This is a genomic window from Streptomyces katrae (genome assembly GCF_000717655.1).
Classification (GTDB): Bacteria; Actinomycetota; Actinomycetes; order Streptomycetales; family Streptomycetaceae; genus Streptomyces; species Streptomyces katrae_B.
The window spans coordinates 218,417-239,065 of sequence record NZ_JNZY01000007.1; the positions used below are offsets into that span (position 1 = coordinate 218,417).

Sequence of the window (20,649 nt, forward strand, 5' to 3'; positions counted from 1 at the left end):
TGATGCACTGCGCCCACTGATCTTGCTCGCGTGAAGCCGGACCCGCCAGGGTGGGGAGGGTGCACCGGCGTCCGCCAGCTGGACCGGAGGGCGGTGCACCGGCCCGGACGTGGGAGGATCGGGTGAGGCGGGTCCGGGCCGCGCACCCGGCCGCGCCGCCGCAGTACCAGGCGCGAGCATGAGGAGCATCGTTGAGCAGGTTGCGTTGGCTGACCGCCGGGGAGTCGCACGGTCCGGCGCTGGTGGCGACGCTGGAGGGGCTTCCCGCCGGCGTTCCGGTCACCACCGAGCTGGTGGCCGACCATCTGGCGCGGCGCCGGCTCGGGTACGGGCGCGGTGCGCGGATGAAGTTCGAGCAGGACGAGGTGACCTTCCTCGGCGGCGTCCGCCACGGTCTGTCCCTGGGTTCACCGATCGCCGTCATGGTGGGCAACACCGAGTGGCCCAAGTGGGAGAAGGTCATGTCGGCCGACCCCGTGGACCCGTCGGAGCTGAAGGAGACGGGCCGCAACGCCCCCCTGACGCGGCCGCGCCCCGGCCACGCCGACCTCGCGGGCATGCAGAAGTACGGCTTCGACGAGGCCCGGCCGATCCTGGAGCGCGCGAGCGCCCGTGAGACCGCCGCCCGCGTCGCCCTCGGCGCCATCGCCCGGTCCTTCATCAAGGAGACCGCGGGCATCGAGATCGTCTCGCACGTCATCGAGCTGGCCGCGGCCAAGGCCCCGTACGGCGTGTACCCGACCCCCGCGGACGTGGAGAAGCTGGACGCGGACCCGGTGCGCTGCCTCGACGCGGACGCGTCGAAGGCGATGGTCGCCGAGATCGACCAGGCCCACAAGGACGGCGACACGCTCGGCGGCGTCGTCGAGGTCCTCGCGTACGGGGTCCCGGTCGGCCTCGGCTCGCACGTGCACTGGGACCGCCGCCTGGACGCCCGCCTCGCTGCCGCGCTGATGGGCATCCAGGCCATCAAGGGCGTCGAGGTCGGCGACGGCTTCGACCTGGCCCGCGTACCGGGCTCGCAGGCGCACGACGAGATCGTGTCCACCCCCGAGGGCATCAAGCGCACCTCCGGCCGCTCCGGCGGCACCGAGGGCGGTCTGACCACCGGTGAACTGCTGCGCGTACGGGCCGCCATGAAGCCGATCGCGACCGTCCCGAAGGCGCTCGCCACGGTCGACGTCGCCACCGGCGAGGCCGCCGCCGCGCACCACCAGCGCTCCGACGTCTGCGCCGTCCCCGCGGCGGGCATCGTCGCCGAGGCGATGGTCGCCCTCGTCCTCGCGGACGCGGTCGTCGAGAAGTTCGGCGGCGACTCGGTGCCCGAGACCCGGCGCAACGTCCGGGCCTACCTCGAAAACCTGCAGATCCGGTGACGGGCGGACCACTGGTCGTCCTCGTCGGCCCCATGGGGTCCGGCAAGTCCACGGTGGGGGCGCTGCTCGCCGAACGGCTCGGCGTCCCCTACCGGGACACCGACGCCGACATCGTCGCGGCCCAGGGCCGCGAGATCTCGGACATCTTCGTCGACGAGGGCGAGCCGTACTTCCGTGAGCTCGAGCGGCAGGCGGTCGCCGCCGCCCTCGCCGAGCACACCGGGATCCTCGCCCTCGGCGGCGGCGCCGTCCTCGACGCGGGCACCCGGGAGCTGCTCGCCGGCCTGCCCGTCGCCTACCTCTCCATGGACGTCGAGGAAGCCGTCCGGCGCGTCGGCCTGGGCGCCGCGCGCCCGCTGCTCGCCGTCAACCCGCGCCGCCAGTGGCGCGAGCAGATGGACGCCAGGCGCCCCCTGTACACCGAAGTAGCGCGCGTCGTGGTGGCCACCGACGACCGCACCCCCGAAGAGGTCGCCCAGGCGGTCCTCGACGCTCTGGAGTTGAAGGACGTATGACAGACCAGGTGACGCGCATCCAGGTCGGCGCCGTAGCCGGACACGACGCGTACGACGTGCTGGTCGGCCGGCAGCTGCTCGGCGAGCTCGGCGCACTGATCGGTACGAAGGCCCAGCGGGTCGCCGTGATCCACCCCGAGGCGCTCGCCTCGACCGGTGAGGCACTGCGCGACGACCTGGCCGGGCAGGGCTACGAGGCGGTCGCCATCCAGGTGCCGAACGCCGAGGAGGCCAAGACGGCCGAGGTCGCCGCGTACTGCTGGAAGGCGCTGGGCCAGTCCGGGTTCACCCGCACCGACGTGATCGTCGGCGTCGGCGGCGGAGCCACCACGGACCTCGCGGGCTTCGTCGCGGCCACCTGGCTGCGCGGGGTGCGCTGGGTCGCCGTACCGACCACCGTCCTCGCGATGGTCGACGCGGCCGTCGGCGGCAAGACCGGCATCAACACCGCCGAGGGCAAGAACCTGGTGGGCTCCTTCCACCCGCCGGCCGGTGTGCTGTGCGACCTGGCGGCGCTGGACTCGCTGCCGGTCAACGACTACGTCAGCGGCCTCGCGGAGATCATCAAGGCCGGTTTCATCTCCGACCCGGTGATCCTCGACCTCATCGAGGCGGACCCGCACGGTGCGCGCACGCCCGACGGCCCGCACACGGCCGAGCTGATCACGCGCTCCATCCAGGTCAAGGCGGACGTCGTCTCCACCGACCTCAAGGAGGCCGGGCTGCGGGAGATGCTCAACTACGGGCACACCCTCGCGCACGCCATCGACAAGAACGAGCGCTACAAGTGGCGGCACGGCGCGGCCGTGTCCGTCGGCATGGTCTTCGCCGCCGAACTCGGCCGTCTCGCCGGCCGGCTCGACGACGCGACGGCCGACCGGCACCGGGAGATCCTCGCCGCCGTCGGCCTGCCGCTGACCTACCGCGGCGACCAGTGGCCCAAGCTGCTCCAGACCATGCAGGTCGACAAGAAGTCCCGCGGCAACGTGCTGCGCTTCATCGTCCTCGACGGACTGGCCAAGCCCACCGTCCTCGAGGGCCCCGACCCGGCGCACCTGATCGCCGCGTACGGCGAGGTGTCCGCGTGAGCCGTAAGGTCCTCGTGCTGAACGGCCCGAACCTGGGCCGGCTCGGGTCACGCGAGCCCGACGTGTACGGGGCCACCTCGTACGCCGGGCTCGTGGAGAGCTGCCGCTCGCTGGGCGAGGAGCTCGGCTTCGACGTCGAGGTCCGCGAGACCAACGACGAGGGCGCGATCGTACGCTGGCTGCACGAGGCGGCGGACGGCAAGATCCCGGTCGTGATCAACCCGGGGGCCTTCACGCACTACTCGTACGCCATGCGGGACGCGGCCGCGCAGCGCACCGCGCCGCTGATCGAGGTGCACATCTCGAACCCGTACGCCCGCGAGGAGTTCCGGCACACGTCGGTCATCGCCTCGGTGGCGACGGGAACGGTGGCCGGCTTCGGCATCGGCTCGTACCGGCTGGCGCTGCGCGCACTGGCGGACGAAGTCTGACGGTGCTGGTGGGCGGCTCCGCCCCTGCGGTCATATAACGTTCTCGCATCAGTCGGCGGAACGAGACGGAGTGGCAGCGGATGCAGCAAGGAGTGGGGGGCGGCGGGGCGGGCTGGGGGCAGCCGGGACATCATCCGGCGGCGCCCCCGCAGCCGCCGATACCCCCTGCGCAGGGGTGGCCGGTGCCTGCGCCGCCGCAGGCACCGCCGCCGCCGGGCGGCCCCGAGGCCACGACGGGGCACATTCCGCTGCCGCCCGCGGTGCCCGGCACCGGCGGCGCCACGCTGGCCGTGCTGCTGATCGGCCCGGCGGGCGCGGGCAAGACCACGGTGGCCCGGCACTGGGCCAGCACCCGGCCGGTGCCGACCGCGCACGTGAGCCTGGACGACGTCCGGGAGTGGGTGTGCTCGGGCTTCGCGGACCCGCAGGCGGGCTGGAACGACCACTCCGAGGCCCAGTACCGGCTGGCCCGCCGCACCTGCGGCTTCGCCGCCCGCAACTTCCTGGCCAACGGGATCTCCTGCATCCTCGACGACGCCGTCTTCCCGGACCGGCCCGTGGTGGGCCTGGGCGGCTGGAAGCGGCACGTCGGCCCCGCCCTGCTGCCCGTCGTCCTCCTGCCCGGCCTGGAGATCGTCCTCGAGCGCAATGCCGCCCGCTCGGGCAACCGGCGCCTCTCGGACGAGGAAGTCGCCCGCATCCACGGCCGCATGGCCGGCTGGTACGGCTCCGGCCTGCCGATCATCGACAACTCGGACCTCGACGTGGAAGGCACCTCCCGGGCCCTGGACGAAGCCCTGGCCCGGGCCATCGCGGCCCCCGCCTTCTGACCGCCGCCGCGGGCCGGGTCCTCGTACGGGTGTGCTCACCGTGCCGGATGCGCGGGGCGCTCGTACGCTCGAAGACATGTCAGACGTGTACGCGGCCCGCCGGGGCCTGCTTCGCGACCGCTGTGCCGCCGCGGGGAACGCCGCCGCACTGATCACGCGTCCGGCGAACGTCCGCTACCTCGCCGGGGCGTCCCCGCCGGGCGCCGTCCTGCTCGTCGGACCGGGCGGCGAGGACATGCTGTTCACCGTCGGCCCGCCGAGCGGCGAGGCCGACGAGGGACGCCTCGACGACCAGCTCAGACTCTCCGTGCTGTCCGCCCCCGGCAGCGACGCGGCCGTCGCGGCCGGCGACATGGCCGGCTCCCTGCGCGCCGACTCGCTGGCCGTCGAGGAGCACCACCTCACCGTCGCCCGGCACCGTGCCCTGCGCTCCGTCGCACCCAAGCTGCGGCTCGCCGACCTCGGGACCTCCGTGGAGCAGCAGCGCCTCGTCAAGGACGAGGAGGAGATCGCCTGTCTGCGGATCGCCGCCGAGATCGCCGACCAGGCGCTCGGCGAGCTGCTGGAGTCGATCCTGGTGGGCCGCACCGAACGCCACCTCGCCCTGGAACTGGAGCGCCGCCTCGTCGACCACGGGGCCGACGGGCCCGCCTTCCCGACCTCCGTCGGCACCGGGCCGAACTCGGGCAGCTCCCGGCACCGCCCGTCCGACCGCCGCGTCGAGGAGGGCGATTTCCTCTCCGTCTGCCTCGGCGCCAACTACCGCGGCTACCGCTGCGAGATCGGCCGGACGTTCGTGATCGGCACCAGCCCGGCCGACTGGCAGATCGAGCTCTACGATCTTGTTTTCGCGGCCCAGCGGGCAGGACGCGAGGCCCTCGTGCCGGGCGCCGCGTACCGCGAGGTCGACCGGGCCGCGCGCTCCGTACTGGGCTCCGCAGGGCATGGTGAAGCCCTCGCTCCGTGGACCGGGCACGGCGTCGGCCTCGAAATCGACGAGGACCCGCAGCTTGCACCTACGGCAATGGGTAAACTGGACGCTTGCGTGCCGGTCACCGTCGAACCGGGGGTTCACCTCCCGGGCCGGGGAGGTGTCCGGATCGATGACACGCTCGTCGTACGCCCCGAGGCGGACGGCGGTCCCGAGCTACTCACCATTACGACCAAGGAGCTGCTCGCGCTCTAGCCCGCCGCGGCGGGCTGTGCGCGCACCCGTGGTCTTCCAGTGCAGGAGATTCCGCAACCGTGGCTTCCACGAACGACCTCAAGAACGGCATGGTGCTCAAGCTCGACGGTGACCAGCTCTGGTCCGTCGTCGAGTTCCAGCACGTCAAGCCCGGCAAGGGCCCGGCCTTCGTGCGCACCAAGCTCAAGCACGTGCTCTCCGGCAAGGTCGTCGACAAGACGTTCAACGCCGGCACGAAGGTCGAGACGGCCACCATCGACCGCCGCGACATGCAGTTCTCGTACATGGACGGCGAGTACTTCGTCTTCATGGACATGCAGACCTACGACCAGCTGATGGTCGACCGCAAGGCCGTCGGCGACGCCGCCAACTTCCTGATCGAGGGCTTCACCGCCTCGGTCGCCCAGCACGAGGGCGAGGTGCTCTACGTCGAGCTCCCTGCCGCCGTCGAGCTCGTCATCGAGCACACCGACCCGGGCGTCCAGGGCGACCGCTCCACCGGTGGCACCAAGCCGGCGCGCCTGGAGACCGGCTACGAGATCCAGGTCCCGCTCTTCGTCACCACGGGCGAGAAGGTCAAGGTCGACACCCGTACCAGCGACTACCTCGGCCGGGTGAGCAGCTAACCGTGGCTGCCCGCAGCAACGCGCGCAAGCGCGCCTTCCAGATCCTGTTCGAGGCCGACCAGCGCGGGGTACCCGTGCGCGAGGTCCTCGCGGACTGGATCCGCCACGCGCGGTCGGACGACCGGCAGCCGCCCGTCAGCGCCTTCACGATGGATCTCGTCGAGGGTTACGCCGACAAGGTGAACCGCATCGACGACCTGATCGTCACCTACGCCGTGGACTGGGAACTCGACCGCATGCCGGTCGTGGACCGGAACATCCTGCGGCTCGGTGCCTACGAGCTGATCTGGGTGGACGACACCCCGGACGCCGTGGCCATCGACGAGGCCGTCCAGCTGGCCAAGGAATTCTCGACGGACGAGTCCCCCTCGTTCGTGAACGGGCTGCTGGCCCGCTTCAAGGACCTGAAGCCGAGCCTGCGCCGGGGCGAGTAGCCCCCGGCGGTTCGGCGAGAACGGAGGGCCCGCAGCGCACATGCGCCGCGGGCCCTCCGTTTCTGCTTCCGGTTCCGTTCGCTCTCCTGCTCGCGAGGACGCATCGCGCCCGGACATGCAAAACCGGCGCGGGCCGGGAGCCACGGTCGGCTCCCGGCCCGCGCCGGTAACGTTTCTGCTGGTCCTGGGGGCGGGGACTAGATGTCCTCGTGCGCCACGGCGCGACGGGCATCCGCGTCGAGCACGCCCCAGCTGATCAGCTGCTCGGTCAGGACCGAGGGGGACTGGTCGTAGATGACGGCCAGGGTGCGCAGGTCATCCTGACGGATCGACAGCACCTTGCCGTTGTAGTCCCCGCGCTGGCTCTGGATGGTCGCCGCGTACCGCTGCAGCGGTCCGGCCTTCTCGGCGGGCACGCCCGCGAGGCGCTCCAGGTCGAGGCGCAGCTTCGGCGGCGGCTCGGCCGCCCCGCCGGGGGTCGTGCCCGGCAGGAGCTCCTGCACCGGCACCCCGTAGAAGTCCGCCAGCTCGGCGAGGCGCTGGACGGTCACGGCGCGGTCCCCGCGCTCGTACGATCCGACCACCACGGCCTTCCACCGGCCCTGGGACTTCTCCTCGACACCGTGGAGGGAGAGGCCCTGCTGGGTGCGGATGGCGCGGAGCTTGGCCCCGAGCTGTTTGGCGTATTCGCTGGACATAACGCTCCCGGACGCTGTGACGCTGTGACGACATGGACACGCTGACGACATGGACCACGTGCGGCTCCGCCGCGCGGCTGGTAACTCACTGTGAGGTTACGCAGCGTTACTTGGATGCGTCAAGCCGAATGCTCTCCGGCACCCACGGACGAGGGGCGCGCACAGGCCCGGTGCCGGTTCCCCGTCAGGGTCCTGGTACCGTGGACGACGTACATCAGACGTCCTTTAAGGTCCGTCCCGTGAGGCGGAGAAGGAGGTCCTTTTCATGGACGCTCAGGCTGCTCAGAACGTCGATGCCCCGGGCATCGAGGCGATGCGCCCCGTGCTCGAGGCACAGGACATCGCGCGGGTGCTGACCCGCATCGCCCACGAGATCGTCGAACGCGCCAAGGGCGCCGACGACGTGGTGCTCCTCGGCATTCCCACCCGCGGTGTGTACCTCGCCCGCAGGCTGGCCGCCAAGCTCGAAGAGATCACCGGCACGAAGATCCCGGTCGGATCCCTCGACATCACCATGTACCGCGACGACCTGCGGATGAAGCCCGCCCGCGCGATCGGCCGCACCGAGATCCCCGGTGACGACATCGACGGGCGCCTCGTCGTCCTCGTCGACGACGTGCTCTTCTCCGGCCGCACCATCCGAGCCGCCCTCGACGCACTGGGCGACCTCGGCCGCCCCCGCGCCGTACAGCTCGCGGTCCTCGTCGACCGCGGCCACCGCGAGCTGCCGATCCGCGCGGACTACGTCGGCAAGAACCTCCCCACGTCGCTGCGGGAGACCGTCAAGGTCCAGCTCCAGGAGGAGGACGGCCGCGACGCCGTGCTGCTCGGCCAGCGGACCGACACGGCGGCCGGGCAGTAGCCCGTACGAGTCAGGGCCCCGAAGGCGGGGGCCCGCGCGCGAGCCTGCCCGCCGGGCCGCACTCCGTCCCGCCCGCCGCTCTGCCCTCCCCACCGCTCTGACCTCATCGACTTACGGAGCACCCTGATGAAGCGCCACCTCATCTCGGCCGCCGATCTCACCCGCGACGACGCCGTCCTCATCCTCGACACCGCCGAGGAGATGGCCCGCGTCGCGGACCGGCCGATCAAGAAGCTGCCCACCCTGCGCGGCCTCACGGTCGTCAACCTCTTCTTCGAGGACTCGACCCGCACCCGGATCTCCTTCGAGGCGGCCGCCAAGCGGCTCTCCGCCGACGTCATCAACTTCTCCGCCAAGGGCTCCTCGGTCTCCAAGGGCGAGTCCCTGAAGGACACCGCGCTGACCCTCGAGGCCATGGGCGCGGACGCGGTCGTCATCCGCCACCACGCCTCCGGCGCCCCCTACCGGCTCGCGACCTCCGGCTGGATCGACTCCGCCGTCGTCAACGCCGGCGACGGCACCCACGAGCACCCCACCCAGGCCCTGCTGGACGCCTTCACCATGCGCCGCCGCCTGGTCGGCCGCGACGCCGGCCTCGGCAAGGACCTGAACGGCCGCCGCATCACCATCGTCGGCGACGTCCTGCACAGCCGGGTGGCCCGCTCCAACGTCCAGCTGCTCCACACGCTCGGCGCCGAGGTCACCGTCGTGGCCCCGCCCACCCTGGTCCCGATCGGCGTCGAGAGCTGGCCCTGCGAGGTCTCGTACAACCTCGACGAGGTGCTGCCGAAGTCCGACGCGGTCATGATGCTGCGTGTGCAGCGCGAACGCATGAACGCCGCCTTCTTCCCCACCGAGCGCGAGTACTCCCGCCGGTACGGGCTCGACGGCGACCGCATGGCCAAGATGCCCGAGCACGCCATCGTCATGCACCCCGGCCCGATGAACCGCGGCATGGAGATCACCGCCGAGGTCGCCGACTCCGACCGCTGCACCGCCGTCGAACAGGTCGCCAACGGCGTCTCCACCCGGATGGCCGTCCTGTACCTGCTGCTCGGAGGCTCCGAGCCGGCCGTCACCACCACCAGCACGCCCCGTATCGAGGAGAGCAAGTAATCATGAGCAAGATCCTGATTCGTGGGGCGAAGGTTCTCGGCGGCGAGGCGCAGGACGTCCTGATCGACGGCGAGACCATCGCCGAGGTCGGCACCGGGCTGTCCGCCGAGGGCGCGACCGTCATCGAGGCCGAGGGCCAGGTCCTCCTCCCCGGCCTCGTCGACCTGCACACCCACCTGCGCGAGCCCGGCCGCGAGGACTCCGAGACCGTCCTGACCGGCACCCGCGCCGCCGCCTCCGGCGGCTACACCGCCGTCTTCGCCATGGCGAACACCTTCCCCGTCGCCGACACCGCCGGCGTCGTCGAGCAGGTCTGGCGCCTCGGCAAGGAGTCCGGCTACTGCGACGTGCAGCCCATCGGCGCCGTCACCGTCGGCCTCGAGGGCAAGCAGCTCTCCGAGCTGGGTGCCATGCACGAGTCCGCCGCCCGCGTCACCGTCTTCTCCGACGACGGCAAGTGCGTCGACGACGCCGTGATCATGCGCCGCGCCCTGGAGTACGTGAAGGCCTTCGGCGGCGTCGTCGCCCAGCACGCCCAGGAGCCCCGCCTGACCGAGGGCGCCCAGATGAACGAGGGCGTCGTCTCCGCCGAGCTCGGTCTGGGCGGCTGGCCGGCCGTCGCCGAGGAGTCGATCATCGCCCGCGACGTTCTCCTCGCCGAGCACGTCGGCTCCCGCGTGCACATCTGCCACCTCTCCACCGCCGGCTCCGTCGAGATCGTCCGCTGGGCCAAGTCCCGCGGCATCGACGTCACCGCCGAGGTCACCCCGCACCACCTGCTCCTCACCGACGAGCTGGTCCGCTCGTACAACGCGGTCTACAAGGTCAACCCGCCGCTGCGCACCGAGCGCGACGTGATGGCCCTGCGCGAGGCGCTCGCCGACGGCACGATCGACATCGTCGCCACCGACCACGCCCCGCACCCCCACGAGGACAAGGACTGCGAGTGGGCCGCCGCCGCCATGGGCATGGTGGGCCTGGAGACCGCGCTCTCCGTCGTCCAGCAGACGATGGTCGAGACCGGACTGCTCGACTGGGCGGGCGTCGCCGAGCGGATGTCCTTCGCCCCGGCGCGGATCGGCAGCCTGGACCACCACGGCCGCCCCGTCTCGGCAGGTGAACCCGCGAACCTGACCCTGGTCGATACCTCGTACCGTGGTGTCGTGGACCCCGCACACTTCGCCTCCCGCAGCCGCAACACGCCTTACGAGGGCCGTGAGCTGCCGGGTCGCGTCACTCACACCTTCCTGCGGGGCCGGGCAACGGTCGTGGACGGGAATCTGGCGTGACACCTGCAGTAATCCATCTGGCCACCGAGGCCGCCGAACGACGGTCGGCGGAGGTGACGGACTGGGGCGCCCGCATCGCGTGGGTGATCGGTCTGCTCGTCCTCATCGCGTTCGTGTACTGGCTGATGCGGCAGGGCTGGAAATGGCGCGGCGCCCTGCAGAGCGATCTGCCGGAGCTGCCCGCCGCCCCCGGCGGTCTCCCCGAGCACCGGCTGGCCCTGACCGGCCGGTACCACGGGTCCACCACCGCCGGGCAGTGGCTCGACCGGATCGTCGCCCACGGTCTGGGCGTCCGCAGCCGGGTCGAGCTCACGCTCACCGACGCGGGCCTCGACGTGGTCCGTCCGGGTGCCACCGACTTCTTCGTACCGGCCGCTCAGCTGCGCGGCGCCCGCCTCGACAAGGGAATCGCGGGCAAGGTACTCACCGAGGGCGGTCTCCTCGTCGTCACCTGGGCGCACGGCGACAAGCTGATCGACTCCGGATTCCGCTCCGACCGCGCGGCCGAACACGCCGCCTGGGTCGAAGCACTCAATCTCATGAACCAATCCATCACGACGGAAGGCGCCGAACGATGACGACCTCCACCAGGGGAGCAGCCAAAGCTCCCGCCGTACTCGTCCTGGAGGACGGTCGGATGTTCCGCGGCCGCGCCTACGGCGCCGTGGGGGAGACCTTCGGCGAGGCCGTGTTCTCCACCGGCATGACCGGCTACCAGGAGACCCTCACCGACCCGTCGTACCACCGGCAGGTCGTCGTGATGACCGCCCCCCACGTGGGCAACACCGGCGTCAACGACGAGGACCCCGAGTCCTCCCGCATCTGGGTCTCCGGATACGTCGTCCGCGACCCCGCCCGCATCCCCTCCAACTGGCGCTCGCAGCGCTCGCTGGACGAGGAACTGGTCAGGCAGGGCGTCGTCGGCATCTCCGGCATCGACACCCGCGCGCTGACCCGCCACCTGCGCGAGCGCGGCGCCATGCGCGTCGGCATCTTCTCCGGCGAGGCCTGGGCGCACGTTCGCGACGAGGCCCTGCTGGCGAAGGTCCAGGCGTCCCCGCAGATGAAGGGCGCGAACCTCTCCGCCGAGGTCGCCACCAAGGAGACGTACGTCGTCCCCGCGATCGGCCCCGACGGCGGAGCCGTCCCGATCGGCAAGGCGAAGTTCACCGTCGCCGCCGTCGACCTCGGCATCAAGGGCATGACCCCGCACCGCATGGCCGAACGCGGCATCGAGGTGCACGTGCTGCCCGCCACCGCGACCGTCGAGGACGTGTACGCGGTCAACCCGGACGGCGTGTTCTTCTCCAACGGCCCGGGCGACCCGGCCACCGCCGACGGCCCCGTCGCCGTCATGCAGGGCGTCCTGGAGCGCAAGACCCCGCTCTTCGGCATCTGCTTCGGCAACCAGATCCTGGGCCGCGCGCTCGGCTTCGGCACGTACAAGCTGAAGTACGGCCACCGCGGCATCAACCAGCCGGTGCAGGACCGCACCACCGGCAAGGTCGAGGTCACCGCGCACAACCACGGCTTCGCCGTCGACGCGCCCCTCGACAAGGTCTCCGAGACCCCCTACGGCCGCGCCGAGGTCTCCCACGTCTGCCTGAACGACCAGGTCGTCGAAGGCCTCCAGCTGCTCGACCAGCCGGCCTTCTCCGTCCAGTACCACCCCGAAGCAGCAGCCGGCCCGCACGACGCCGCCTACCTCTTCGACCGTTTCGTAACCCTGATGGAGGCCGAGCGTGCCTAAGCGCACCGATATCCAGTCCGTCCTGGTCATCGGCTCCGGCCCGATCGTCATCGGCCAGGCCGCCGAGTTCGACTACTCCGGCACCCAGGCCTGCCGCATCCTCAAGGCCGAGGGCCTGCGGGTCATCCTGGTGAACTCCAACCCGGCGACGATCATGACCGACCCGGAGATCGCCGACGCCACGTACGTCGAGCCGATCACCCCCGAGTTCGTCGAGAAGATCATTGCCAAGGAGCGTCCCGACGCGCTGCTCCCCACCCTCGGCGGCCAGACCGCGCTCAACACCGCGATCTCCATGCACGAGCAGGGTGTGCTGGAGAAGTACGGCGTCGAGCTCATCGGCGCCAACGTCGAGGCCATCAACAAGGGCGAGGACCGCGACCTCTTCAAGGGCGTCGTCGAGGCCGTCAAGGCCAAGATCGGCTACGGCGAGTCCGCCCGCTCGGTCATCTGCCACTCGATGGACGACGTCCTCAAGGGCGTCGAGACGCTCGGCGGCTACCCCGTCGTCGTCCGTCCCTCCTTCACCATGGGCGGCGCCGGCTCCGGCTTCGCCCACGACGAGGACGAGCTGCGCCGCATCGCCGGCCAGGGCCTCACGCTCTCCCCGACCACCGAGGTGCTCCTGGAGGAGTCCATCCTCGGCTGGAAGGAGTACGAGCTGGAGCTGATGCGCGACACCAAGGACAACGTCGTCGTCGTCTGCTCCATCGAGAACTTCGACCCGATGGGCGTCCACACCGGCGACTCCATCACCGTCGCCCCGGCGATGACGCTGACCGACCGCGAGTACCAGCGGCTACGCGACATCGGCATCGCGATCATCCGCGAGGTCGGCGTCGACACCGGCGGCTGCAACATCCAGTTCGCGATCGACCCGGTCGACGGCCGCGTCATCGTCATCGAGATGAACCCGCGCGTCTCGCGCTCCTCGGCGCTCGCGTCGAAGGCCACCGGCTTCCCGATCGCCAAGATCGCCGCCAAGCTGGCCATCGGCTACACGCTCGACGAGGTCCCCAACGACATCACCGAGAAGACGCCGGCCTCCTTCGAGCCGTCCCTCGACTACGTCGTCGTCAAGGCCCCGCGCTTCGCCTTCGAGAAGTTCCCGCTGGCCGACGCCACCCTCACCACCACCATGAAGTCGGTGGGCGAGGCCATGGCCATCGGCCGCAACTTCACCGAAGCCCTCCAGAAGGCCCTGCGCTCCCTGGAGAAGAAGGGCTCGCAGTTCACCTTCGTCGGCGACCCCGGCGACAAGACCGAACTGCTGGCCACCGCCGTCCGCCCGACCGACGGCCGCATCAACACCGTCATGCAGGCGATCCGCGCCGGCGCCACCCAGGAAGAAGTCTTCGAGTCCACGAAGATCGACCCCTGGTTCGTCGACCAGCTCTTCCTGATCAAGGAGATCGCGGACGAGCTCGCCGGCGCCGAGAAGCTCGAGCCCGAGCTCCTCGCCGAGGCCAAGCGGCACGGGTTCTCCGACGCCCAGATCGCCGAGATCCGCGGCCTGCGCGAGGACGTCGTCCGGGAGGTCCGCCACGCGCTGGGCGTGCGCCCCGTCTACAAGACGGTCGACACCTGCGCCGCCGAGTTCGCCGCGAAGACCCCGTACTTCTACTCCTCGTACGACGAGGAGTCCGAGGTCGCGCCCCGCACCAAGCCCGCGGTGATCATCCTGGGCTCCGGCCCGAACCGCATCGGCCAGGGCATCGAGTTCGACTACTCCTGCGTCCACGCCTCCTTCGCGCTCAGCGACGCCGGCTACGAGACCGTGATGGTCAACTGCAACCCGGAGACCGTCTCGACGGACTACGACACCTCCGACCGCCTGTACTTCGAGCCGCTGACGCTCGAGGACGTGCTGGAGATCGTCCACGCCGAGTCGCTCGCCGGCCCCATCGCCGGTGTCGTCGTCCAGCTCGGCGGCCAGACCCCCCTGGGTCTCGCCCAGGCCCTCAAGGACAACGGCGTCCCCGTCGTCGGCACCTCGCCCGAGGCCATCCACGCCGCCGAGGACCGCGGCGCCTTCGGCCAGGTCCTCGCCGAGGCCGGCCTGCCCGCACCCAAGCACGGCACCGCGACCACCTTCGCAGGCGCAAAGGCCATCGCCGACGAGATCGGCTACCCGGTCCTCGTCCGCCCCTCGTACGTGCTCGGCGGCCGCGGCATGGAGATCGTCTACGACGAGACCCGCCTGGAGTCGTACATCGCCGAGTCCACCGAGATCTCGCCGACGCGCCCCGTGCTGGTCGACCGCTTCCTCGACGACGCCATCGAGATCGACGTCGACGCCCTCTACGACGGCACCGAGCTCTACCTCGGCGGCGTCATGGAGCACATCGAGGAAGCCGGCATCCACTCCGGCGACTCCGCCTGCGCCCTGCCCCCGATCACCCTCGGCGGCTTCGACATCAAGCGGCTGCGCGCCTCCACCGAGGCCATCGCCAAGGGCGTCGGCGTCCGCGGCCTGATCAACATCCAGTTCGCGATGGCGGGTGACATCCTCTACGTCCTGGAGGCCAACCCGCGCGCCTCCCGCACCGTCCCCTTCACCTCGAAGGCGACCGCGGTCCCGCTCGCGAAGGCCGCCGCCCGCATCTCGCTCGGCACCACCATCGCCGAGCTGCGCGAAGAGGGCATGCTGCCGAAGACCGGCGACGGCGGCACCCTGCCGCTGGACGCGCCGATCTCCGTCAAGGAGGCCGTCATGCCGTGGTCGCGCTTCCGCGACATCCACGGCCGCGGCGTCGACACCGTCCTCGGCCCGGAGATGCGCTCCACCGGCGAGGTCATGGGCATCGACTCCGTCTTCGGCACGGCGTACGCCAAGTCGCAGGCCGGCGCCTACGGCCCGCTGCCCACCAAGGGCCGCGCGTTCATCTCCGTCGCCAACCGCGACAAGCGCTCGATGATCTTCCCGGCGCGCGAGCTGGTCGCCCACGGCTTCGAGCTGATGGCCACCTCCGGCACCGCCGAGGTGCTGCGCCGCAACGGCATCAACGCCACCGTGGTGCGCAAGCTCAGCGAGGGCGAGGGTCCGAACGGCGAGAAGACCATCGTCCAGCTGATCCACGACGGCCAGGTCGACCTGATCGTCAACACCCCGTACGGCACCGGCGGCCGCCTCGACGGCTACGAGATCCGCACGGCGGCCGTGGCGCGCAGCGTCCCGTGCCTGACCACGGTCCAGGCGCTCGCCGCGGCCGTCCAGGGCATCGAGGCGCTGGGCCACGGCGACGTGGGCGTCCGCTCGCTCCAGGAGCACGCGGAGCACCTGACCGCCGCCCGCGACTAGCAGCCCGTACAGGGGAGGGGGACACCGGATTCGCGCAAGCGACGGGTGTCCCCCTCTTCATGAGCGCACGAGGGGATCTTCTCCACATGTACAAACTCTTCTTCGACCTCGTCTTCAAGCGGATGGACCCGGAGCAGGCCCACTACCTGGCCTTCCGCTGGATCCGGCTCGCGGCCCGCACCCCGGTGCTGCGCACCTTCGTGGCGGCGGCCCTGGCCCCGCGCCACAAGGAGCTGCGGACCGAGGCGCTCGGGCTGCGCATGCACGGCCCCTTCGGCCTCGCGGCGGGCTTCGACAAGAACGCCGTCGCCATCGACGGCATGTCCATGCTCGGCTTCGACCACATCGAGATCGGCACGGTCACGGCGCAGGCGCAGCCGGGCAACCCCAAGAAGCGGCTGTTCCGGCTCGTGCCGGACCGCGCGCTGATCAACCGGATGGGCTTCAACAACGAGGGCTCCGCCGCCGTGGCCGCCCGTCTGGCGGCCCGTGTGCCCGTTTTCAACACGGTCGTGGGCGTCAACATCGGCAAGACCAAGGTGGTGCCGGAGGAGGAGGCGGTGGCGGACTACGTCGTCTCCACCGAGCGCCTGGCCCGCCACGCGGACTACCTGGTCGTGAACGTCTCCTCGCCGAACACCCCGGGCCTGCGCAACCTCCAGGCCACCGAGTCCCTCCGGCCGCTCCTGACGGCCGTACGCGAGGCCGCGGACCGCACGGTGACCGACCGCCGGGTCCCGCTCCTGGTGAAGATCGCGCCGGACCTCGCCGACGAGGACGTGGACGCGGTCGCGGACCTGGCCCTGGAGCTGGGCCTGGACGGCATCATCGCGACGAACACCACCATCGCGCGGGAGGGGCTCGGCCTGAAGTCCGCCCCGTCCCTCGTGAAGGAGACAGGCGGCCTGTCCGGCGCCCCGGTCAAGGAGCGCTCCCTGGAGGTCCTGCGCCGCCTGTACGCCCGTGTGGGCGACCGCCTGGTGCTGGTGGGCGTCGGGGGCATCGAGAACGCCGAGGACGCCTGGCAGCGGATCCTGGCCGGCGCGACCCTGGTCCAGGGGTACAGCGCGTTCATCTATGAGGGCCCGTTCTACGCCCGCGCCCTCCACAAGGGCCTGGCCGCGCGCCTGGCCGTCAGCCCGTACGCGACCCTCGCCGAGGCCGTCGGCGCCGAAACCCGAAAGGCCGCCCAGTGACCGAGACCCCCGTGAACGAGAGCGCCGTGACCCCGTTCGGCACCCGCCTGCGTGCGGCGATGGACTCCCGCGGCCCGCTGTGCGTGGGCATCGACCCGCACGCCGCCCTCCTGTCGTCGTGGGGCCTGAACGACGACATCGCGGGCCTGGAGAAGTTCTCCCGCACCGTCGTCGAGGCGCTGGCCGACTCGGTGGCCGTCTTCAAGCCGCAGGCGGCCTTCTTCGAGCGCTTCGGCTCGAAGGGCATCGCGGTGCTGGAGCAGACCGTGGCCGACGCGCGGGCCGCGGGCACGCTGGTCGTGATGGACGCCAAGCGCGGTGACATCGGCTCGACGATGGCCGCGTACGCGCAGACGTTCCTGTCGCCGTCCTCGCCGCTGTTCTCCGACGCCCTGACGGTGTCCCCGTACCTGGGCTACGGCTCGCTGCAGCCGGCGGTGGAACTCGCCCGCCGCTCGGGGGCGGGTCTCTTCGTCCTCGCGCTCACCTCGAACCCGGAGGGAGCGGAAGTCCAGCGCGCGGTGCGCGAGGACGGCCGCACGATCGGCGCGACGATGCTGGGGCACCTCGCGGCGGAGAACGCGGGAGCCACGCCCATGGGCTCCTTCGGCGCGGTGGTCGGTGCCACGCTGGGCGACCTGTCGTCCTTCGACCTGGACATCAACGGGCCGCTGCTGGCGCCCGGCATCGGTGCACAGGGTGCGACGGCGGCCGATCTGCCGGCGGTCTTCGGCGCGGCGGTCCGCAACGTGGTCCCGAACGTCTCGCGGGGCGTGCTGAAGCACGGTCCGGACGCCGCGGCCCTGCGAGCCTCGGCCACCCGTTTCGCGGACGAGATCCGCGAGGCCGTCTCCGCCTGAGCCCGTTCCGGAGTGCCTCCGGGCACTCCGGTCGCACCGCACGTCGTACGGTCTGACGAAAATCGAACGTCTTTCACCGGACAAAACCGGGGTGGTTTGTCCGTGATGTACGGTTCAGTGGAGGCTGACCAGGACTTTTCGTCCGTTCTCGCTGACTGGAGCGGCCTTGGCCGCTAGTCTCCGATCAGAGTGACGAGCAGCGAACGAGTTCCACCGCTGTTCGGGCATTCGCCTGGTGTGGCGCCCTAGGGTTCCCCACCGGTCCGTATCCGACAGTTCGACATCCGAGGTGACGTAGGCGTGGCTCTTCCGCCCCTTACCCCTGAACAGCGCGCAGCCGCGCTCGAAAAGGCCGCCGCGGCTCGCCGGGAGCGGGCCGAGGTGAAGAATCGACTCAAGCACTCCGGCGCCTCGCTCCAAGAGGTCATCAAGACGGGCCAGGAGAACGACGTCATCGGCAAGATGAAGGTCTCCGCCCTGCTGGAGTCCCTGCCTGGCGTGGGCAAGGTGCGCGCCAAGCAGATCATGGAGCGCCTCGGCATCTCCGAGTCCCGGCGTGTCCGAGGTCTCGGTTCCAACCAGATCGCGTCTCTGGAGCGTGAGTTCGGCACTCCTGCCGGCTGACGCGTTGCCTGAAGTTCTCCCGGCGTTCTCAGGCAGTCCCGAGAACCTGGATAATCGCTTTATGGCAGCAGAGGTTCGTCCGCGGCTGACCGTGCTCTCCGGCCCTTCGGGGGTCGGCAAGAGCACGGTCGTCGCGCATATGCGCAAGGTCCACCCCGAGGTATGGCTCTCGGTGTCGGCCACCACCCGCAAGCCGCGGCCCGGTGAGCGACACGGAGTCCACTACTTCTTCGTCAACGACGACGAGTTCGACAAGCTGATCGCCAACGGCGAGCTGCTGGAGTGGGCCGAGTTCGCGGGCAACCGCTACGGCACACCGCGCGGCGCGGTGGTGGAACGACTCGAGAACGGCGAGCCCGTTCTCCTGGAGATCGACCTCCAGGGCGCGCGACTCGTCCGCGAGTCCATGCCCGAAGCCCAGCTCGTCTTCCTGGCGCCGCCGAGCTGGGACGAGCTGGTCCGCCGGCTCACCGGCCGCGGCACCGAATCGCCCGAGGTCATCCAGCGCAGGCTGGAGACCGCCAAGGTCGAGCTCGCTGCCGAGTCCGAGTTCGACACCACCCTGGTGAACACCTCCGTCGAGGACGTGGCGCGCGAGCTGCTAGCCTTGATGGAAGTTGTCTGATCGTTGATCGATGTTCATTTCGATCAATGCTTGATCTTTCACCCATTCTTCGGAAGGTAGAGCGTGTCCTCTTCCATCACTGCGCCCGAGGGCATCATCAACCCGCCGATCGACGAGCTGCTCGAGGCCACGGACTCGAAGTACAGCCTCGTGATCTACGCGGCCAAGCGCGCGCGTCAGATCAACGCGTACTACTCGCAGCTCGGTGAGGGCCTGCTCGAGTACGTCGGCCCGTTGGTGGACACCCACGTCCACGAGAAGCCGCTTTCGATCGCGCTGCGCGAGATCAACGCGGGTCTGCTGACCTCCGAGGCCATCGAGGCCCCGGCCCAGTAAGGCACCGGTCATTCCTTTCACCACAGGCCCGGCAGAACATCTGCCGGGCCTGTGGTGTGTCATAGACAGGTACGACGATCAGCCGAAGGGGCGTGTGTGGTGGGTAAGCCGAAGGTCGTGCTCGGAGTCAGCGGCGGGATCGCCGCGTACAAGGCGTGCGAGCTGCTGCGCCGGCTGACCGAGTCCGGACACGACGTACGGGTGGTGCCCACGGCGGCATCCCTGAACTTCGTGGGCGAGGCCACGTGGGCCGCGCTGTCCGGCAACCCGGCCGGCACCGAGGTCTGGGAGACCGTCCACGAGGTCCCGCACGTCCGCATCGGGCAGGGCGCCGACCTCGTCGTCGTCGCCCCGGCCACCGCGGACATGCTCGCCAAGGCCGCCCACGGCCTCGCCGACGACCTCCTCACGAACACGCTGCTCACCGCGCGCTGCCCGGTGGTCTTCGCCCCCGCCATGCACACCGAGATGTGGGAACACCCCGCCACCCAGGAGAACGTGGCCACGCTGCGCCGCCGCGGCGCCCTCGTCATCGAGCCCGCCGTCGGCCGGCTCACCGGCAAGGACACCGGCAAGGGGCGGCTGCCCGACCCCGAGGAGATCTACGAGGTGTGCCGGAGGGTGCTGGCGCGCGGCGTGGCCGAGCCCGACCTGGCCGGCCGGCACGTGGTGATCAGCGCGGGCGGCACGCGGGAACCGCTCGACCCGGTCCGCTTCCTGGGCAACCGCTCCTCCGGCAAGCAGGGCTACGCACTCGCCCGTACGGCCGTCGCCCGCGGGGCCCGGGTCACCCTCGTGGCGGCCAACACCGCGCTCGCGGACCCGGCCGGGGTGGACGTCGTAAGGGTCGGGACGGCCGTGCAGCTGCGCGAGGCGGTCCTGAAGGCTGCGGCGGACGCCGACGCCGTGGTGATGGCAGCGGCCGTGGCCGACTTCCGGCCGGCCGAGTACGCCGACGGCAAGATCAAGAAGAAGGACGGGCAGGATCCGGCCCCGGTGGCGCTCGTCCGCAACCCCGACGTCCTCGCCGAGATCTCGGCCGACCGGGCCCTGGAAGGCCAGGTCGTGGTCGGTTTCGCCGCCGAAACTGACGAAGTCCTCGAGAACGGCCGAAGAAAACTGCTCCGCAAGGGGTGTGATCTTCTCGTCGTGAACGAGGTGGGAGCAGCCAAGACCTTCGGTTCCGAGGAGAATGAGGCTGTGATCCTGGCCTCCGATGGGACAGAGACACCGGTGCCCTACGGTCCGAAGGAGGCGCTGGCCGAAGTGATTTGGGATCAGGTCGCCCCGCGACTCGTTCCCCGACGCGCCTGAGCGACGACCCTTCTCGTAGCGGATTCCATGAGCCAGAATGGAGTGCCGCAGGTCACATGGCTCCCATAGGGCGAGACAGGTGGTCCGGCAAACGGTGGCGACCGATAAACTGCATTCGGAACGTGATCGGGCGCAGCCCCCGGTGTGGTTCCGCCAAATGATCAGCCAGCAGCCGCTGCAACCCCAGGGAGC

Annotated in this window: 21 protein-coding genes; 20 read left to right on the forward strand and 1 reads right to left on the reverse strand. The window is 70.7% G+C overall.

The window, feature by feature from the left end:
• Window positions 1-191: 191 nt before the first annotated feature.
• The 8 genes from aroC (at window position 192) to nusB (ending at window position 6,486) form a co-directional block, all read left to right on the forward strand.
• Entirely contained in the window at window positions 192-1,376 is a 1,185-nt protein-coding gene (gene aroC / locus IF09_RS0111490) for a chorismate synthase (RefSeq protein ID WP_037634575.1), read from the forward strand.
• The gene (locus IF09_RS0111495) at window positions 1,373-1,891 is read left to right on the forward strand and encodes a shikimate kinase (RefSeq protein ID WP_030294574.1); all 519 of its coding nucleotides are present in this window, start codon (window positions 1,373-1,375) and stop codon (window positions 1,889-1,891) included. Before aroC ends, IF09_RS0111495 begins: the two co-directional genes overlap by 4 nt.
• Complete coding sequence (gene aroB / locus IF09_RS0111500; protein ID WP_030294575.1) at window positions 1,888-2,979, forward strand: 3-dehydroquinate synthase; 1,092 nt, start codon at window positions 1,888-1,890, stop codon at window positions 2,977-2,979. The genes IF09_RS0111495 and aroB overlap by 4 nt, the downstream gene beginning before the upstream one ends.
• Entirely contained in the window at window positions 2,976-3,410 is a 435-nt protein-coding gene (aroQ, locus tag IF09_RS0111505; protein WP_030294576.1) for a type II 3-dehydroquinate dehydratase, read from the forward strand. The genes aroB and aroQ overlap by 4 nt, the downstream gene beginning before the upstream one ends.
• Window positions 3,411-3,490: 80 nt before the next feature.
• Window positions 3,491-4,240 (forward strand): AAA family ATPase, encoded by a 750-nt coding sequence (locus IF09_RS40080; RefSeq protein ID WP_030294578.1) that lies wholly within the window; start codon window positions 3,491-3,493, stop codon window positions 4,238-4,240.
• A gap of 76 nt (window positions 4,241-4,316) precedes the next feature.
• Window positions 4,317-5,426: an aminopeptidase P family protein gene (locus IF09_RS0111515; RefSeq protein ID WP_030294579.1), complete on the forward strand. Its 1,110-nt coding sequence runs from the start codon at window positions 4,317-4,319 to the stop codon at window positions 5,424-5,426.
• A gap of 59 nt (window positions 5,427-5,485) precedes the next feature.
• The gene (gene efp, locus IF09_RS0111520) at window positions 5,486-6,052 is read left to right on the forward strand and encodes an elongation factor P (protein WP_030294581.1); all 567 of its coding nucleotides are present in this window, start codon (window positions 5,486-5,488) and stop codon (window positions 6,050-6,052) included.
• Window positions 6,053-6,054: 2 nt separating this feature from the next.
• Window positions 6,055-6,486 carry a transcription antitermination factor NusB gene (nusB, locus tag IF09_RS0111525; RefSeq protein WP_030294584.1) on the forward strand — a complete coding sequence of 144 codons (432 nt, stop codon included), beginning with the start codon at window positions 6,055-6,057 and terminating at the stop codon, window positions 6,484-6,486.
• 197 nt (window positions 6,487-6,683) lie between these two features.
• Here nusB and bldD read toward each other — a convergent pair whose 3' ends face one another.
• Window positions 6,684-7,184, reverse strand: a complete 501-nt coding sequence (gene bldD / locus IF09_RS0111530; RefSeq protein ID WP_007263032.1) for a transcriptional regulator BldD — start codon at window positions 7,182-7,184, stop codon at window positions 6,684-6,686.
• Window positions 7,185-7,449: 265 nt separating this feature from the next.
• Here bldD and pyrR point away from each other — a divergent pair, with 265 nt between their 5' ends.
• From pyrR to coaBC, 12 genes are all read left to right on the forward strand, one after another.
• Window positions 7,450-8,046: a bifunctional pyr operon transcriptional regulator/uracil phosphoribosyltransferase PyrR gene (gene pyrR / locus IF09_RS0111535; protein WP_030294585.1), complete on the forward strand. Its 597-nt coding sequence runs from the start codon at window positions 7,450-7,452 to the stop codon at window positions 8,044-8,046.
• 126 nt (window positions 8,047-8,172) lie between these two features.
• Window positions 8,173-9,162, forward strand: a complete 990-nt coding sequence (locus tag IF09_RS0111540) for an aspartate carbamoyltransferase catalytic subunit (protein WP_030294587.1) — start codon at window positions 8,173-8,175, stop codon at window positions 9,160-9,162.
• Window positions 9,163-9,164: 2 nt separating this feature from the next.
• Window positions 9,165-10,451, forward strand: coding sequence for a dihydroorotase (locus IF09_RS0111545; RefSeq protein ID WP_030294589.1), 1,287 nt, complete (start codon window positions 9,165-9,167; stop codon window positions 10,449-10,451).
• Window positions 10,448-11,029, forward strand: coding sequence for a hypothetical protein (locus tag IF09_RS0111550; RefSeq protein ID WP_030294591.1), 582 nt, complete (start codon window positions 10,448-10,450; stop codon window positions 11,027-11,029). The genes IF09_RS0111545 and IF09_RS0111550 overlap by 4 nt, the downstream gene beginning before the upstream one ends.
• On the forward strand, window positions 11,026-12,201 hold the full coding sequence (gene carA / locus IF09_RS0111555) for a glutamine-hydrolyzing carbamoyl-phosphate synthase small subunit (protein WP_030294593.1): 1,176 nt from the start codon (window positions 11,026-11,028) through the stop codon (window positions 12,199-12,201). Before IF09_RS0111550 ends, carA begins: the two co-directional genes overlap by 4 nt.
• Window positions 12,194-15,502, forward strand: coding sequence for a carbamoyl-phosphate synthase large subunit (carB, locus tag IF09_RS0111560; RefSeq protein ID WP_030294594.1), 3,309 nt, complete (start codon window positions 12,194-12,196; stop codon window positions 15,500-15,502). The genes carA and carB overlap by 8 nt, the downstream gene beginning before the upstream one ends.
• A gap of 86 nt (window positions 15,503-15,588) precedes the next feature.
• A complete protein-coding gene (locus IF09_RS0111565; protein WP_030294596.1) occupies window positions 15,589-16,698 on the forward strand; it encodes a quinone-dependent dihydroorotate dehydrogenase in 1,110 nt (369 codons plus the stop codon).
• 26 nt (window positions 16,699-16,724) lie between these two features.
• Complete coding sequence (gene pyrF / locus IF09_RS0111570; protein WP_030294598.1) at window positions 16,725-17,558, forward strand: orotidine-5'-phosphate decarboxylase; 834 nt, start codon at window positions 16,725-16,727, stop codon at window positions 17,556-17,558.
• Between the two features lie 300 nt (window positions 17,559-17,858).
• Window positions 17,859-18,182 carry an integration host factor gene (locus tag IF09_RS0111575; protein ID WP_008740406.1) on the forward strand — a complete coding sequence of 108 codons (324 nt, stop codon included), beginning with the start codon at window positions 17,859-17,861 and terminating at the stop codon, window positions 18,180-18,182.
• Window positions 18,183-18,243: 61 nt separating this feature from the next.
• Window positions 18,244-18,807 (forward strand): guanylate kinase, encoded by a 564-nt coding sequence (gene gmk / locus IF09_RS0111580; RefSeq protein WP_030157469.1) that lies wholly within the window; start codon window positions 18,244-18,246, stop codon window positions 18,805-18,807.
• Window positions 18,808-18,870: 63 nt separating this feature from the next.
• Window positions 18,871-19,143, forward strand: coding sequence for a DNA-directed RNA polymerase subunit omega (gene rpoZ, locus IF09_RS0111585; RefSeq protein WP_004948662.1), 273 nt, complete (start codon window positions 18,871-18,873; stop codon window positions 19,141-19,143).
• A 99-nt stretch (window positions 19,144-19,242) separates the two neighbouring features.
• On the forward strand, window positions 19,243-20,457 hold the full coding sequence (gene coaBC / locus IF09_RS0111590; protein ID WP_030294603.1) for a bifunctional phosphopantothenoylcysteine decarboxylase/phosphopantothenate--cysteine ligase CoaBC: 1,215 nt from the start codon (window positions 19,243-19,245) through the stop codon (window positions 20,455-20,457).
• Window positions 20,458-20,649 lie beyond the last annotated feature (192 nt).